The organism is Stenotrophomonas sp. STEN029, from assembly GCF_056760015.1.
Map to the genome: position 1 here is coordinate 1 of NZ_JBRREC010000108.1, position 15,213 is coordinate 15,213.

Annotated in this window: 10 protein-coding genes; 7 read left to right on the forward strand and 3 right to left on the reverse strand. The window is 65.3% G+C overall.

The genetic code is table 11. The features are described from left to right. Positions 1 to 97: 97 nt before the first annotated feature. The 3 genes from ACVOLI_RS18215 to ACVOLI_RS18225 form a co-directional block, all read right to left on the reverse strand. A complete protein-coding gene (locus ACVOLI_RS18215) occupies positions 98 to 829 on the reverse strand; it encodes a phosphoadenylyl-sulfate reductase (protein ID WP_282270203.1) in 732 nt (243 codons plus the stop codon). Beyond that, positions 826 to 2,532 carry an assimilatory sulfite reductase (NADPH) hemoprotein subunit gene (gene cysI / locus ACVOLI_RS18220; protein WP_481615456.1) on the reverse strand — a complete coding sequence of 569 codons (1,707 nt, stop codon included), beginning with the start codon at positions 2,530 to 2,532 and terminating at the stop codon, positions 826 to 828. The genes ACVOLI_RS18215 and cysI overlap by 4 nt, the downstream gene beginning before the upstream one ends. A gap of 82 nt (positions 2,533 to 2,614) precedes the next feature. Further along, positions 2,615 to 4,450, reverse strand: a complete 1,836-nt coding sequence (locus ACVOLI_RS18225; protein WP_481615457.1) for an assimilatory sulfite reductase (NADPH) flavoprotein subunit — start codon at positions 4,448 to 4,450, stop codon at positions 2,615 to 2,617. A 200-nt stretch (positions 4,451 to 4,650) separates the two neighbouring features. Here ACVOLI_RS18225 and cysD point away from each other — a divergent pair, with 200 nt between their 5' ends. From cysD to ACVOLI_RS18260, 7 genes are all read left to right on the forward strand, one after another. Beyond that, positions 4,651 to 5,562: a sulfate adenylyltransferase subunit CysD gene (gene cysD / locus ACVOLI_RS18230; RefSeq protein ID WP_481615458.1), complete on the forward strand. Its 912-nt coding sequence runs from the start codon at positions 4,651 to 4,653 to the stop codon at positions 5,560 to 5,562. Positions 5,563 to 5,570: 8 nt separating this feature from the next. After that, a complete protein-coding gene (gene cysN / locus ACVOLI_RS18235) occupies positions 5,571 to 7,439 on the forward strand; it encodes a sulfate adenylyltransferase subunit CysN (protein ID WP_481615459.1) in 1,869 nt (622 codons plus the stop codon). A 291-nt stretch (positions 7,440 to 7,730) separates the two neighbouring features. Continuing rightward, the gene (locus tag ACVOLI_RS18240) at positions 7,731 to 8,849 is read left to right on the forward strand and encodes an efflux RND transporter periplasmic adaptor subunit (protein ID WP_296247121.1); all 1,119 of its coding nucleotides are present in this window, start codon (positions 7,731 to 7,733) and stop codon (positions 8,847 to 8,849) included. After that, the gene (locus ACVOLI_RS18245; protein ID WP_481615460.1) at positions 8,846 to 11,971 is read left to right on the forward strand and encodes an efflux RND transporter permease subunit; all 3,126 of its coding nucleotides are present in this window, start codon (positions 8,846 to 8,848) and stop codon (positions 11,969 to 11,971) included. Before ACVOLI_RS18240 ends, ACVOLI_RS18245 begins: the two co-directional genes overlap by 4 nt. Continuing rightward, a complete protein-coding gene (locus ACVOLI_RS18250) occupies positions 11,964 to 12,500 on the forward strand; it encodes a GNAT family N-acetyltransferase (RefSeq protein ID WP_481615462.1) in 537 nt (178 codons plus the stop codon). The genes ACVOLI_RS18245 and ACVOLI_RS18250 overlap by 8 nt, the downstream gene beginning before the upstream one ends. A 146-nt stretch (positions 12,501 to 12,646) precedes the next feature. Continuing rightward, positions 12,647 to 14,092, forward strand: a complete 1,446-nt coding sequence (locus ACVOLI_RS18255; RefSeq protein ID WP_481615463.1) for an alanine/glycine:cation symporter family protein — start codon at positions 12,647 to 12,649, stop codon at positions 14,090 to 14,092. 15 nt (positions 14,093 to 14,107) lie between these two features. Continuing rightward, positions 14,108 to 14,944, forward strand: a complete 837-nt coding sequence (locus ACVOLI_RS18260) for a TrmH family RNA methyltransferase (RefSeq protein ID WP_481615461.1) — start codon at positions 14,108 to 14,110, stop codon at positions 14,942 to 14,944. Positions 14,945 to 15,213 lie beyond the last annotated feature (269 nt).

Consider the following 15,213-nt stretch of genomic DNA (forward strand, 5'->3'; position numbering starts at 1 on the left):
GCTACTGCTGCATCCGGGCATGTGTGTAATTCGATCTGGATATTCAGCTTCGCGGCTTACGCCGCTCCCACAAACCTGTGAGTCGCGCAACATTGGCTCAAATCTCTTCGTGCAGACCGCATTCGCGCTTCAGGCCGAAGAAGCGGGTGTCTTCTTCGCGCATGCCCGCTTCCCAGCGGCGGGTGGTGTGGTAGTCGCCGATGGAGACGTAGCCCTGTTCCCACAGCGGGTGGTAGGGCAGCTTGTGCTCCTGCAGGTATTTCCACACGTCGCGATCGCTCCAGTCTGCGATCGGGTTGACCTTGAAGCGCTCACCACGGCGCTGCAGCACCGGCGTATTGGCACGACTTGCCGACTGGCTGCGGCGCAGGCCGGTGAACCAGGTGCCTACCTGCAGGTCGTCCAGTGCACGCTTCATCGGCTCGACCTTGCGCAGGTTGTTGTACTGCTCGATGCCGACTACGCCTTGTTCCCACAGGCGGCCATGGCGTGCTTCCATCCAGGCGCGGCTCACCTGCGGGCGGTAGACCTTGAGGTTGAGCTTGAGCCTGTCGGTCAGTTCGTCGGCGAAACGGTAGGTTTCCGGGAACAGATAACCAGTGTCGATCAGGATCACCGGAATGTCCGGGTGCTGGCTGCTGAGCAGGTGCAGGGTCACCGCTGACTGCGCGCCGAAACTCGACGACAGCACATGCGCGCCGGGCGCGTTCTGCAGTGCCCATTCCACCCGCTGCTGCGCATCCATCGAATCGAGCAGGGTATTGAGCGGGCCCAGGTCGTCAGGCAGGGTTACCGACGGGTTGTGAGAGGTCTTGGGCAGGGCGCTCATGCTTGCAGTTCCACGGATATCTGGCGGTGGGTGGGGTAGGGAGGAAGGGCGACGATGCCGGCCCGGTGCAGGAAGTCACCGAAGCCTTCGCTGCCATCGCGCTCACCGGAATAGCGGGCAAACAGTGGCGCCAGTGCGTCGAGGATCTCCGGTTCGGTGATGTTCTCGCGGTACAACGTGTTCAAACGCTGGCCGCGGTGGTCGGCGCCCAGCATCAGGTTGTAGCGGCCCGGTGCCTTGCCAACCAGGGCGATCTCGCCGAGGTAAGGGCGCGAGCACCCATTAGGGCAACCGGAGATGCGCAGCAGGATTGGTGCCTCCGCCAGCTGATGCTGTTCCAACAGCGGCTGCAGCTTGGCGCTGAAGTCGGGCAGGTAGCGCTCGGCTTCAGCCATTGCCAGTCCGCAGGTGGGTAGTGCGACGCAGGCCATGGCGGCACGTGCCAGCGCGGTCGGCGCGCGATTGCCGATGTCCAGCCCGGCGCTTTGCACGATCGCATCGATCTGCGCGCGCTGCTGCGCCGGTACGCCGGCGATGACCAGATTCTGGTTGCCGGTCATGCGGAACTCGCCGTCGAGGATGCGGGCGATTTCGCGCAGGGCGGTCAGGTGCGGGGCACCGGCCACATCGGCGATGCGCCCGGCCTGCAGCGACAGGGTCAGGTGCCAGCGGCCGTCGTCGCCTTCGACCCAGCCATAGCGGTCGCCATTGTGGGCGAACGCCTGCGCACGCGATGGCGCGAAGCGGATGCCGGCGCGGCGCTCGATCTCCGCCACGACCGTGTCCAGGCCGTGGTCGTCGATGGTGTACTTGAAGCGCGCACGCTTGCGCAGTTCACGGTTGCCTAGGTCGCGCTGGGTGGTGACGGTAGCGGTGGCGACATCGAGCAGTGCTTCGCGCGGAATGAAGCCGACGTTGTTGGCGATGCGCGGATAGGTTTCTGCATCGCCGTGGGTGGCGCCCATGCCGCCGCCGATGGTCACGTCATAGCCGAGCAGTTCGCCGTCGGCATCAAGCACGCCGATGAAGCCCAAGTCATTGGCATAGACATCGACGTCGTTCAGCGGCGGCAGTGCAAAGCCGATCTTGAACTTGCGCGGCAGGTAGCGCTCGCCGTAGATCGGCTCTTCCTCGGCGCCGCTGCCGGCCACGCGCTCTTCGTCCAACCAGATTTCGTAATAGGCGCGGGTATTGGGCAACAGATGCTCGGAAGTGCGCGCAGCGTCTGCATGCAGCGTGGCGTGCGCGCTGGACAGCAGCGGATTGGCGGCTACCAGGACGTTGCGGTTGACGTCACCGCAGGCGGCCAAAGTGTCGATCAACGTGGCATTGATCGCCTGCATGGTCGCCTTCAACTCGCGCTTGATCACGCCATGGAACTGGAAGGCCTGGCGGGTGGTGATGCGCAGCGAGTGGTTGCCGTAACGGGTGGCGATGCTGTCCAGTTTCAGCCACTGCTCGGGGCTGATCACGCCGCCGGGGGTGCGGGTGCGGATCATGAACTGGTAGGCAGGCTCCAGCTTCTGCCGGCGGCGCTCGTCGCGCACGTCGCGGTCGTCCTGCTGGTAGCTGCCGTGGTACTTGATCAGGGTCTGGTCGTCTTCGCGCAATGCGCCGGTGACAGGGTCAGCCAGGCTTTCCAACAGGGAGCCGCGCAAGCGGTTGCTGTCGGCCTTGATGTTCTCAACGGAGTGGGTGCTCATTCTTTTCGCTATCTGGAATCGGAGTTGTGGGAGCGGCGTAAGCCGCGAAGCCAGCGCTGGTTCACATCGCAGCGTTCAAGCCTCAATACACATCCCGTCCATAGCGCCCCTCCGTGTGCAGTCGAGTCAGATAGTCACGGGCATCGTCTTCATCCAGCCCGCCGTGTTCGCGCAGTACATCCAGCAGTGCTGCATGCACGTCCTTGCCCATTGCGATGGCGCCGCACACGTACAGGTGTGCGCCGTTCTGCAGCCAGTCGTAGAGATCACGGCCGCGGGTGCGCAGGCGCTGCTGCACGTATACCTTGTCGGCCTGGTCGCGCGAGAACGCCAGGTCCAGGCGATCCAGTTCCTTGCGCCGCAGCGCGTCCTGCCATTCGGTCTGGTAGAGGAAATCGGTATTGAAATGGCGCGCGCCGAAGAACAGCCAGTTGCGGCCTGTGGCGCCGGTCTCGGCACGCTCCTGCACGAAGCCACGGAACGGTGCGACGCCGGTGCCCGGGCCGATCATGATGATGTCGCGGCTGCTGTCAGCCGGTACCCGGAAGCGCTCATTGGCTTCGATGTAGACCGGCAGCTGCGCACCTTCTTCCAGTGCGCTCAGGAAGCCGCTGGCTGCGCCCAGGTGTTCGCTGCCATGGGCGTGATAACGCAGTTCGTCGACGGTCAGGTGCACTTCTTCGCCGACGCGCTTGCGGCTGGAGGCGATGGAGTACAGGCGCTGCGCGGCGGGGCGCAGGGTGCCGAGCAGGGTTTCGGCATTCCACTCGGCCGGCCAACGGCGCAGCACGTCGACCAGTTGATGATCTTCGAATACCGAGGCCAGTTCCGTCTTCTGTGCCGGATCGAGCAGTCGGGCAAGTTCCGGATGCGCGCTGCGCTCGGCCACCGAGGCCAACAGCGGACGCGAGATGCGGGTCAGCTCGCGGTGCTCGCCCAGCCATTGCGCCAGCGGCCGGCTGTGGCCGTCGTGTTCGATCTGCAGTGTGCCATCCAGGCCGGTGACATCCAGCACCGCTTCGACCAGTTCGGCAGGGTTGCGGTGGACGATGCCCAGCGCATCGCCGGGTTCGTAGTGCAGGCCGCTGCCTTCCAGCGAAAGCTCAAGGTGATGCACGGACTTGGCTGCATTGCCGTACTTCGCATACGCCGGGCCCTTGAAATCGCGGCCACTGATGATCTGGCGCGACAGCAGCTCTGCGCTGAAGGGATGTTGTGCGGTCCACGCACCGGCATGCCGCAGCGGCGTGACATTGCTGGGCGTGGCGACCACGGTCTGGCCGATCACGTCGCGCGCATTGAGCAGTGCCTGTGCCTGCCACGGTGCCGCCACGGTATCGATGTCCAGGTCGGCCTCGCCCACGGCCTGCAGGCGGGTGGCGCCCAGTTCGGCCAGGCGGCTGTCGAGCTTGCGGGCGATGCCGCAGAACTCCACGTAGCTGGAGTCACCCAGCCCGAGCACGGCGTACTTCAGCTCTGGCAGCTTTGGCGCACGCTTGCCGGCGATGAACTCGACCAGGCCGATGGCGTCGTCCGGCGGATCGCCCTCGCCCTGGGTGCTGATGACGATGTAGAGCAGGCGCTCATTGGCCAGCTCGCGGGTGGCGTAGGCATCGGCGCGGACTACCCGCACCGGCAGGCCGGCGGCTTCGGCCTCGGCAGCGAGCTGCTCGGCGGCGCGGCGGGCGTTGCCGGTCTGGCTGCCATAGACCACGGTCAGCCGGGTCTGTGCTGGCTGTGCGGCTTGGCCGCCGGAGATGACGGTAAGGGCAGTGGGAGAGGTACCCTGCGCCAACCCGGCGGCAAACCCGGACAGCCACCACAGACTGTTCCCATCCAGACCGGCTACCAGTTGCGACAGCAGGACCCTGCGGTCTTCGGGCAAGGGGCTGGGTGGCACGGTAGCGGCGGCGGTCATTTCCGTTCCGGTCTAGGTAGGGATGACCGATGCTAGGTACAGCGCGCCATCAGGGGAAAGGAGTAGCGGTTATCGCTTCATGCCCTGCGTTTATTTCAATCGGCGCAGTGGCACCTCCAGACTCGGCGGACAGTCCGGAGTCCCGCCCGGCTTCGCTGTTACTATTGCCCTCGGGCCCCGCCTCCTTGATTCGGCACGCAATGACCGTCACTGCACCCCTGTCACATCTCGACCGCCTGGAAGCGGAAAGCATCCATATCCTGCGCGAAGTTGCCGCCGCCTTTGACAACCCGGTGCTGCTGTACTCGGTGGGCAAGGACAGCTCGGTACTGCTGCACCTGCTGCTGAAGGCGTTCGCGCCGGGCGTGCCGCCGATCCCGCTGCTGCATGTGGACACCCGCTGGAAGTTCGGCGAGATGATTGCCTTCCGCGACCGCCGCGTTGCTGAGACTGGCACCGAGCTGCGGGTGCACATCAACCCGGACGGTATCGCCCGCGATATTGGCCCGATCAGCCATGGCCCCAGCGTGCACACCGATGTGATGAAGACCCAGGGCCTGAAGCAGGCCTTGGACAAGTGGAAGTTCGATGCCGCCATCGGCGGCGCGCGTCGTGACGAAGAGAAGTCGCGGGCCAAGGAACGGGTGTTCTCGTTCCGCAATGACCGCCATCGTTGGGACCCGAAGAACCAGCGCCCCGAGCTGTGGAACCTGTACAACGCCCGCATCCACCAGGGCGAGAGTGTGCGCGTCTTCCCGCTGTCGAACTGGACCGAGCTGGATATCTGGCTCTATATCTACCGCGAGAAGATTCCTGTGGTGCCGTTATACCTCGCCGCCGAGCGGCCCGTCGTCGAGCGCGATGGCAGCCTGATCATGGTCGATGACGAGCGCCTGCCGCTGCATCCCGGCGAGGTGCCGCAGCTGCGCAAGGTGCGTTTCCGCACGCTGGGCTGCTACCCGCTGACCGGTGCGATCGAGTCCGAAGCCGACACCCTGGAGAAAATCATCGCCGAGATGCTGGTCTCAACCAGCTCGGAACGGCAGGGCCGCCTGATCGACCACGACCAGTCCGCGTCCATGGAGAAGAAGAAGTTGGAGGGGTATTTCTGATGAGCGCCGTGACCACTTCCTCAGATATTGCTGCCTACCTCAAGACCCACGAAACCAAGCCGCTGCTGCGCTTCATCACCTGCGGCAGCGTCGACGATGGCAAGAGCACGTTGATTGGCCGCCTGCTGTACGAAAGCAAACGCTTGTTCGATGACCAGCTGTCCGCGCTGGAGGCAGACAGCCGTCGTCATGGCACCCAGGGCGAGCGCATCGATTACGCATTGCTGCTCGATGGCCTCGCCGCCGAGCGCGAGCAGGGCATCACCATCGACGTGGCTTACCGCTACTTCGATACCGACCGCCGCAAGTACATCGTTGCCGACTGCCCCGGGCATGAGCAGTACACCCGCAACATGGCTACCGGCGCCTCGACTGCGGATGTGGCGGTGGTGCTGGTGGATGCGCGCAAGGGCCTGCTCACGCAGACCCATAGGCACAGCTACATCATCTCGCTGCTGGGCATCGGCCAGGTGGTGCTGGCGGTGAACAAGATGGATCTGGTCGATTACGACCAGGCCGTATTCGAGCGCATCGTCGCCGACTATCAGGCGCTTGCGGCGCAGTTGGGTATTGCCAATGTGCAGGCGATTCCGTTGTCGGCGCTGGAAGGGCAGAACCTGTCCACGCGTTCGACGGTAATGTCCTGGTATGGCGGTCCCAGCCTGATCGAGCGCCTGGATACGGTCGAACTGAGCGCGCACGACGCGGTCAGCGGACTTCGCCTGCCGGTGCAGTGGGTCAACCGCCCGAACCAGGATTTCCGTGGCTTTGCCGGCACCATTGCTGCTGGCCAGGTGCGCGTGGGTGATGAAGTGGTGGTGCTGCCCTCGGCACGCCGCTCCACGGTCAAGCAGGTGCTGGGCCCGGATGGTCCGCTGGCAGTTGCCGGCACCGGGCAGGCAGTGACGCTGACCCTGGAGGACGAGGTCGACGTCAGCCGCGGCGATGTGATTGCCGCTGCAGGTGATCCGCCGGAGGTGGCGGACCAGTTCGCTGCCCATGTGCTGTGGATGGACGACGCGGCCTTGCTGCCGGGCCGGCCGTATTGGCTGCAGATCGGCAGCCGTACCGTGGCCGCCAATATCAGTGAGATCAAGCACCGCGTTGACGTGAATACGCAGGAGCGACTGGCGGCCAAGCGACTGGAGTTGAACGAGGTTGGCTACTGCAACCTGTCGCTGGACGAGCCTGTGGCCTTCGCTCCCTATGCGCAGAACCGCGCATTGGGCGGTTTCATCCTGATCGATCGCCAGACCAACGCCACCGTCGCCGCCGGCACCCTGGATTTCGCCCTGCGCCGCGCCGGCAACGTGCATTGGCAGCATCTGGACGTGGACAAGGCGGCGCGGGCACGGATCAAGGGCCAGCAGCCCCGGGTGCTGTGGTTCACCGGCCTGTCCGGTGCGGGCAAGTCCACCGTCGCCAACCAGGTGGAGAAGCGGCTGCATGCGCAGGGGGTGCATACCTTCCTGTTGGACGGCGACAACGTCCGCCATGGCTTGAACCGGGACCTGGGCTTCACCGACGAGGACCGTGTGGAGAACATCCGCCGCGTCGCCGAGGTGGCAAGGCTGATGGTCGATGCCGGGCTGGTGGTGTTGGTCAGCTTCATCTCGCCCTTCCGTGCCGAGCGGCAGATGGCCCGCGAGCGCTTTGAGGACGACGAGTTCATCGAGGTATTCGTCGATGTGCCGCTGGCAGTGGCCGAAGCGCGCGATGTGAAGGGCCTGTACCGCAAGGCGCGGGCCGGACAGATCCCCAACTTCACCGGCATCGACTCGCCGTATGAAGCCCCGGAGGCCCCGGAACTGCACCTGCATGCCGACACCGACAGTGTGCCGGCGATGGTCGAACAGGTGTTGCAGGCGCTGCGCTGAGTCGCCAGCGCGTTCGCAGGGGCAGGCTGTGGGAGCGGCATTGGCCGCGAAGCCACCGCACCGTCAGCCCCGAATTCATCCGCAATTGCAGCTTCGCCCCCTCCCTTGCGCCGAAGGCGGAGGGGAGGGTTGGGGAGGGGTAGGCTCTTCGCATCACGGGTGAAGGCCCCTGCCGAGCATGGCTCGGCACTACAGCGGTTCCCACAATAGGGACGTTCCCCCCCTAACGGCACATCCGGCCGTCATCTGACACCGCTAGACTGCTTGATCGTGTATCAGATGGGACTGCGTATGTTCGGGCGATTTGCCGTCACCGTTGTCGGTGGCACTGTCTTGGCGCTGGCGTTGGCCGGATGCAACCGCAAGAACGCTGAGGCGCCGCGGCAAGCTGCCGGAGCGGTGCTGGTCACTACGCAGGTCGTCGAAACCGCTCCGTGGAGCGATACGCTGCAGGCCAACGGCACCGCCAAGGCACGCGAATCCATCATCGTCACCGCCAAGGTCAGCGAAATCATCGACAAGGTGCATTTCGAGAGTGGCCAGCAGGTTGCCGCCGGTGCGCCACTGGTGACCCTGCGCGGCCAGGCCCAGCAGGCCGCACTGGCCCAGGCGCAGGCGACCTTCGCCGAGGCCGACCGGCTGTACAAGCGCCAGCGCGAACTGGCCGCACAGCAGCTGGTTGCGCATTCAACCCTGGATACCCAGCAGTCGATCCGTGATGCCGCCGAGGCCCGCGTGCAGCAGATGCGCGCCGATATCGGCGACCGCAGCGTACGCGCGCCATTCGCCGGCGTATTGGGCATCCGCCAGGTCAGCCCGGGTTCGCTGGTCACCCCGACCACCGCGATCGCCACGCTGGACGACATCTCCCGCATGCACGTGGATTTCCAGGTGCCGGAAGCGCAGCTGGCCTCGCTGCAGAACGGCGACAAGGTCAGCGGCAGCAGCATCGCCTACCCGGGCCGCACGTTTGAAGGCACGGTCAGCACCATCGACGCCCGCGTCGATCCGGGCAGTCGCGCGATTACCGTCCGCGCCGATTTCGACAACGTCGACCATGCGTTGCGTCCGGGCATGCTGTTGGACGTGCGCCTGTACCGTCCAGAGCGCGATGCGTTGGTGATTCCGGAAATCGCGGTGGTGCAGGTCGGTCGTGACTCTTACGTGTTCCGGGTCAAGCAGGATGAAAGCGTCGAGCGCGCCGACATCAAGGCCGGTACCCGCCGCGCCGGTGTGGTGGAAATCGTCGAAGGGCTGAAGGCCGGTGACCGCATCGTCGTCGATGGCACCGGCAAGCTGCGCCCGGGCATCCGCATCCAGGATGACAAGCCAGCCAAGGCCGCCGACGCGGCCACGCCGCTGAAGCCTGCCGATGTTGCGGTACCGGCCAAGATGGCGACCGCCGGATGAAGCTGTCCGATCTTTCGATCAAGCGGCCGGTACTGGCCGTGGTGATGAGCCTGCTGCTGCTGGTGCTGGGCATCATGTCGTTCACCCGCCTGACCCTGCGCGAGCTGCCGGCCATCGATCCGCCCATCGTCTCGGTGTCGGTGGATTACACCGGTGCCTCGGCGGCGGTGATTGAAAGCCGCGTCACCCAGGTGCTGGAGGACGCGCTGGCTGGTATCGAGGGCATCGATACCATCAACGCACGCAGCACCAACGGCCGTGCCTCGGTCAGCATCGAGTTCAACGCCAACCGCGACATCGAGGCTGCGGCCAACGACGTGCGCGATGCGGTCAGCCGCGTCGCGGATCGCATGCCGGAAGAAGCGCGTCCGCCGGAAATCGCCAAGGTCGAGAGTGACGCCGACCCGATCATCTGGTTCAACATGTCGTCCTCGGTGATGGATACGCTGGAACTCAGCGATTACGCCGACCGCTATGTGGTGGACAGGTTCTCCAGCATCGACGGTGTGGCCCAGGTCCGCATCGGTGGCCGCCAGCGTTACGCGATGCGGGTGTGGCTGGACCGCGACCAGCTGGCCGCACGCGGCCTGACCGTCAACGAAGTTGAAACCGCGCTGCGCAACGAAAACGTGGAGCTGCCGGCCGGCCGCATCGAATCGGCCGACCGCGATTTCACCCTGCGCGTGGAGCGCAGCTACGTGGCCCCGGCGGACTTTGCCAGCATTCCGCTGGGCAAGGGCAATGACGGTTACGTGGTGCGCTTGGGCGATGTGGCCAAGGTCGAACTGGCCTCGTCCGAGCGTCGCGCCTACTTCCGCAGCAACGGGGAGCCGGGCATCGGCCTGGGCATCGTCAAGACGTCGACGGCCAATGCGCTGGATGTGGCGCGTGATACCCGTGCCGAAGCCGAGCGCATCGCCCAGACCTTGCCGAAAGGCACGCAGATCTTCGTCGCCTTCGACAACACCACCTTCATTGAAGCCGCCGTGGAGCGCGTTTACGCCACGCTGGTCGAGGCGATGATCCTGGTGCTGATCGTGATCTGGCTGTTCCTGGGCAGCCTGCGCGCGGCAGTGATTCCGGCGGTGACGGTGCCGGTGTGCCTGGTTGCCGCCTTCATCGCGCTGTTCGCGTTCGGCTTCTCGATCAACCTGTTCACCCTGCTGGCGCTGGTGCTGTGTATCGGCCTGGTGGTGGATGACGCCATCGTCGTGGTCGAGAACGTGCAGCGACGCATCGATCTGGGCGAGCCGCCGTTGGTGGCCGCCAAGCGCGGTACCGCGCAGGTGGCGTTCGCGGTGATCGCCACCACGGCGGTGCTGGTGGCGGTGTTCCTGCCGGTGGGTTTCCTTGAGGGCAATACCGGCCGTCTGTTCCGCGAGCTGGCAGTGGCGCTGGCGGCTGCAGTGGCCTTGTCTGCCTTCGTGGCACTGACGCTGACGCCGATGATGGCGTCCAAGCTGCTCAAGCCGCACAGCGAGCAGAAGGTCAGCCGCCTGCATGGCTTCATCAACCGCCAGTTGGAACGGCTGTCGGCAGCCTATGGCCGCGTGCTGGATCGCCACGTGCAGCGCAGCTGGGTATTCGGGCTGGTGATGCTGGGCGCGCTCGGCGCCAGCTGGGGCCTGTTCAAGCTGATTCCTTCCGAACTTGCGCCGGCCGAAGACCGTGGCTCGTTCCAGATCATGATCGATGGCCCGGAAGGTGCGGGCTACGACTACACCGTGGAGCAGGTGCAGCAGGTCGAGAAGATCGTCTCGCGCTTCGTCGGCCCGGATGAACCCATTGTCCGCGCCAATCCGCGCGTGCCCGGTGGTTGGGGCAACAGCGAGGAAATGCATACCGGCCGCATGAGCGTGTTCCTGCAGCCCTGGCGCAACCGCAGCGAAGCCACGGTGGATGTGGCCAATGACCTGCAGAAAGAACTGAACGATCTCAGTGGCGTGCGCGTGCGCACCATGGTCGGTGGCGGTCTGGTGCGCAGCATGGGCCAGCCGTTCCAGATCGTGCTGGGTGGGCCGGAATACGCGGAAATCGCGCAGTGGCGTGATCGCCTGCTGGAACGCATGGCCGATTACCCCGGCCTGGTTGGCGCCGATTCGGATTACAAGGAAACCCGCCCGCAGATGCGGGTCAACATCGACCGCCAGCGTGCGGCCGACCTGGGCATCTCGGTTACCGAGATCGGCCGCGCGCTGGAAACCATGATGGGCTCGCGCCGCGTCACCACCTTCGTCGACAACGGCGAGGAGTACGACGTGCTGGTGCAGGCAGGCCGCGAAGGCCGTGCGTCGCCGGCCGACCTGTCGGCGATCCAGGTGCGCGCACGCTCGGGTGAGCTGGTGCCGCTGTCCAACCTGGTCACGCTCAGTGAAGTGGCCGAGGCCGGCAGCCTCAACCGTTTCAATCGCCTGCGCTCGATCACCATCAGCGCCAACGTCGCGCCGGGCCATACGCTGGGTGAGACCATCGATTGGGCCAAACAGGTCGCCGCCGAGGAACTGCCGGAATACGCGCAGATCGACTGGAAGGGCGAATCGCGCGAGTACCAGAGCGCCGGCAGCGCGGTGCTGCTGACCTTCGCCATGGCCTTGCTGGTGGTTTACCTGGTGCTGGCCGCACAGTTCGAGAGCTTCATCCATCCGCTGGTGATCATGCTGACCGTGCCGCTGGGCGTGCTCGGCGCTTTTGTTGGCCTGTACCTCAGTGGGGGCACGCTCAACCTGTTCAGCCAGATCGGCATCGTCATGCTGGTGGGACTGGCGGCGAAGAACGGCATCCTGATCGTCGAGTTCGCCAACCAGCTGCGCGACGAGGGCCGCACTGTGCACCAGGCCATCGTCGAGTCGTCGATGGTGCGACTGCGACCGATCCTGATGACCTCCATCGCGACCGTGGTTGGTGCGATTCCGCTGGTGGTCGCCGGTGGCCCGGGCTCGGCCAGCCGCGCCACCATCGGCATCGTGGTGATCTTCGGTGTCAGCGTGTCCACCTTCCTGTCGCTGTTCGTGGTGCCGGCGTTCTATGCCTTGCTGGCGCCGTATACCAAGTCGCCGGAAACCGTGGCCAACGCGCTGGAGAAGCTGGAGCGTGAAACCCCGGCGGTCGGTGGCCATGCGTGAGCCGCTGCTCGGCGGTCGCGTCCGGTTGCGCCCCTGGCAGGCAGGGGACCTGGACGCGCTGCTCGAGCATGCCAACGATGCGGCGGTATCGCGGGGGCTGAGCACGCGCTTTCCCTATCCGTATACCCGCGCCGATGGCGAGGCGTTTCTGGCGGGACAGGTGCTGGACCTGCGGGGGCAGGTGTTTGCACTGGAGATGGATGGTCAGGCCTGCGGCGGTATAGGCGTGACCCAGGGCAGGGACGAGCGGCGTCATTCGGCATCGCTGGGTTATTGGCTGGGCCAGCGCTATTGGGGGCAGGGCATCATGACCGCGGTGGTCGGCGCCTATGTGCCGTGGGTGATGGATACCCTGGCGCTGACACGGCTGTCCGCACAGGTGATGGCCGGCAACCCGGCCTCGGCGCGGGTGCTGTTGAAGAATGGATTCGTGGAGGAGGGCACCGAACGCCAATCGGTGCTCAAGGACGGGCAGTTGCATGACATGCGCTGCTTCGCCCTTATCAGGACTTGGCTGCAATCCACGTAAGAGCCTGCACAACCGGGCCCAATCGTGGAAAAATCGGCCAGCCCCGGGATTCCGGGCTTTGGCTACCTTTCAGCTTTCCGGGGAATTACGTGGAATCCATCGTCGAATACGTAAACGGCATCATCTGGAGCAATGCGCTCATCTTCATGTGTCTTGGGGCGGGCCTGTGGTTCAGCCTGCGCACCCGCTTCATGCAGATCCGCGGTTTCGCTGAAATGTGCCGGCTGACGGTGCGCGGTGAAAAGTCCGAAGCTGGCGTGTCCTCGTTCCAGGCCCTGGCCATGTCGATGGCCGGCCGCATGGGTATCGGCAACATCGCCGGCGTGGCCACGGCCATTGCCTACGGCGGCCCGGGTGCGATCTTCTGGATGTGGGTGATGGGCTTCCTCGGCGCCTCCACCTCCTACGTGGAATCGACCCTGGCGCAGATCTACAAGACCAAGGATGCCGAAGGCCGCTACCGCGGTGGCCCGGCCTATTACATTGAAAAAGCGATGGGCCTGAAGTGGTATGCGGCCGTGTTCGCCGTGGCCACCGTGATCGCCGCAGGCTTCCTGCTGCCAGGCGTGCAGGCCAATGCCATCGCCGACAGCGCGGTCAACGTGCTGTGCACCGGCGCCAATGCCTGCGCATCGGTTGGCGGTGCCGCCAGCATGAAGCTGTGGATCGGCCTGAGCGTGGCGGTGCTGCTTGGCATCATCATCTTTGGTGGCGTCAAGCGCATTGCCAGCTTCGCCGAAGTGATCGTGCCGTTCATGGCGCTGGGCTTCATCCTGATGGCCATCGTGGTGATGATGCTCAACGCCAGCAAGGTGCCGGCGATGTTCTCGGACATCTTCTCCAGCGCCTTCGGTGCGCATGCGGCCTTCGGCGGCATCATCGGCCAGGCCATCGCCTGGGGCGTGAAGCGTGGCATCTACGCCAACGAGGCCGGCCAGGGTACCGGCCCGCATGCCGCCGCCGCCGCCGAGGTCTCGCACCCGGCCAAGCAGGGCTATGTGCAGGCCTTCGCCATCTATTTCGACACCATGCTGGTCTGCACCTCGACCGCGTTCCTGGTGCTGTCCACCGGCATGTACAACGTGTTCCGCGAAGTCACCGAAGGTGGCGTAACCAAGCTGGAGGCCATCATCACCGGCGTGCCGGGCGTACAGCCCTCCGAAGGTGCGCTGTTCACCCAGGCAGCGGTGGAGTCGGTGCTGCCGGGCTGGGGCGCGGGCTTTGTGGCGCTGGCGCTGTTCTTCTTCGCCTTCACCACGATCATGGCCTATTACTACATGGCCGAAACCAACCTGACCTACCTGGCCGGCAGCAACCGTACCCATCCTGCGGCGATGCTGGTGCTGCGTCTGGGCATCATGGGCATGGTGGTGTTTGGCGCCTACCACAATGCGAAAATGGCCTGGGCGTTGGGCGATATCGGCGTGGGCTTGATGGCCTGGCTGAACGTCATCGCCATCCTGATCCTGCAAAAGCCTGCCATGCTTGCACTGTCCGACTATGAGCGGCAGAAGAAGCTGGGTCTGGACCCGGTCTTCGACCCCGATGCACTGGGCATCAAGAATGCCGATTTCTGGCGTAGCAACAAGTAATCCAAAGGAACCGCTGTGAGTAACCCCTGGAACAACCGTCGCCCTTCCTCGCGGCCACCCCGCGCAACTCCGGCTGCACCCTCGGCCGCACGTGAAGGCGACGGTGTACCGGTACGCGGCGGCGATGAAATGCGTCTGTACGGCTTCAATGCCGTGCAGGCAATGTTTGCCAAGCGCCCGCAGGCGCTGCGCAAGCTGTACCTCGCCGAGGACATGATCCCGCGCCTGCAGCCGGTGCTGAAGTGGTGCGTGGCCAACCGTGTGGGTTACCGCGTGGTCGGCGACGGCGATCTCAATAAGCTGGCCGCCACCACCCATCACGAAGGCCTTGTGGCCGACGTGCAGAAGCAGGAGCCGTTGCCCTTGGCGACCTGGTTGGCCTCGTTGCAGGATGGCCCGGCGCTGGCCTTGTGGCTGGATGGCGTAGGCAACCCGCACAACTTCGGCGCGATCCTGCGCTCGGCGGCGCATTTTGGGGTCAAGGCAATCCTGTTGCCGGCGGACTCGACGCTTGCCCTGTCCGGCGCTGCCGCGCGCGTGGCGGAAGGTGGCGCCGAGTCGGTGCCGCTGGTGCGCCTGCCGGCCTTGCCGCAGGCCGTCGCGCAGCTGCGTGATGCCGGCTTTGGGCTGGCTGCGACCCTGGTTGCCGATGGCGACAATGTTTTCACCACCGAGTTGCCGGATCGCATGGTGTATGTGATGGGCGCTGAAGGCGAAGGCATGGACCGCGATTTCGCCCAGAGCTGCGATCTGCGCCTGTCGATCCCGGGCAGTGGCGCAGTGGAAAGCCTCAACGTGGCCTCGGCCACCGCGGTATTCCTGGCCAGCTGGAACAGCCGCAAGCAGCACTGAAAAACACGGTAGTGCCGAGGCATGCTCGGCAGAAGCTTCACCAGAAATGCCAATCTGTAGTGCCGAGCCATGCTCGGCAGGGGTGTTACCAGGAAAAAGCACCCCTCCCCAACCCTCCCCTTCGCTGCGCGAAAGGGAGGGGGCAGAAGCCGTAGTGGGGGGGGGGGGGGGGGGGGGGGGGGGGGGGGGGGGGGGGGGGGGGGGGGGGGGGGGGGGGCGGGGCGCACGCAAAAAAAAAAAAACACACACGGCCGCCGCCGGGGGGGGGG

Excerpts from the sequence above, each read along its gene's own strand:
- ACVOLI_RS18255 (WP_481615463.1), top strand. The coding sequence starts at position 12,647 with ATGTGTCTTGGGGCGGGCCTGTGGTTCAGCCTGCGCACCCGCTTCATG.
- ACVOLI_RS18240 (WP_296247121.1), top strand. The coding sequence starts at position 7,731 with ATGTTCGGGCGATTTGCCGTCACCGTTGTCGGTGGCACTGTCTTGGCG.
- ACVOLI_RS18215 (WP_282270203.1), bottom strand. The coding sequence starts at position 829 with ATGAGCGCCCTGCCCAAGACCTCTCACAACCCGTCGGTAACCCTGCCT.
- ACVOLI_RS18225 (WP_481615457.1), bottom strand. The coding sequence starts at position 4,450 with ATGACCGCCGCCGCTACCGTGCCACCCAGCCCCTTGCCCGAAGACCGC.
- ACVOLI_RS18250 (WP_481615462.1), top strand. The coding sequence starts at position 11,964 with ATGCGTGAGCCGCTGCTCGGCGGTCGCGTCCGGTTGCGCCCCTGGCAG.
- ACVOLI_RS18245 (WP_481615460.1), top strand. The coding sequence starts at position 8,846 with ATGAAGCTGTCCGATCTTTCGATCAAGCGGCCGGTACTGGCCGTGGTG.
- cysD (WP_481615458.1), top strand. The coding sequence starts at position 4,651 with ATGACCGTCACTGCACCCCTGTCACATCTCGACCGCCTGGAAGCGGAA.
- cysI (WP_481615456.1), bottom strand. The coding sequence starts at position 2,532 with ATGAGCACCCACTCCGTTGAGAACATCAAGGCCGACAGCAACCGCTTG.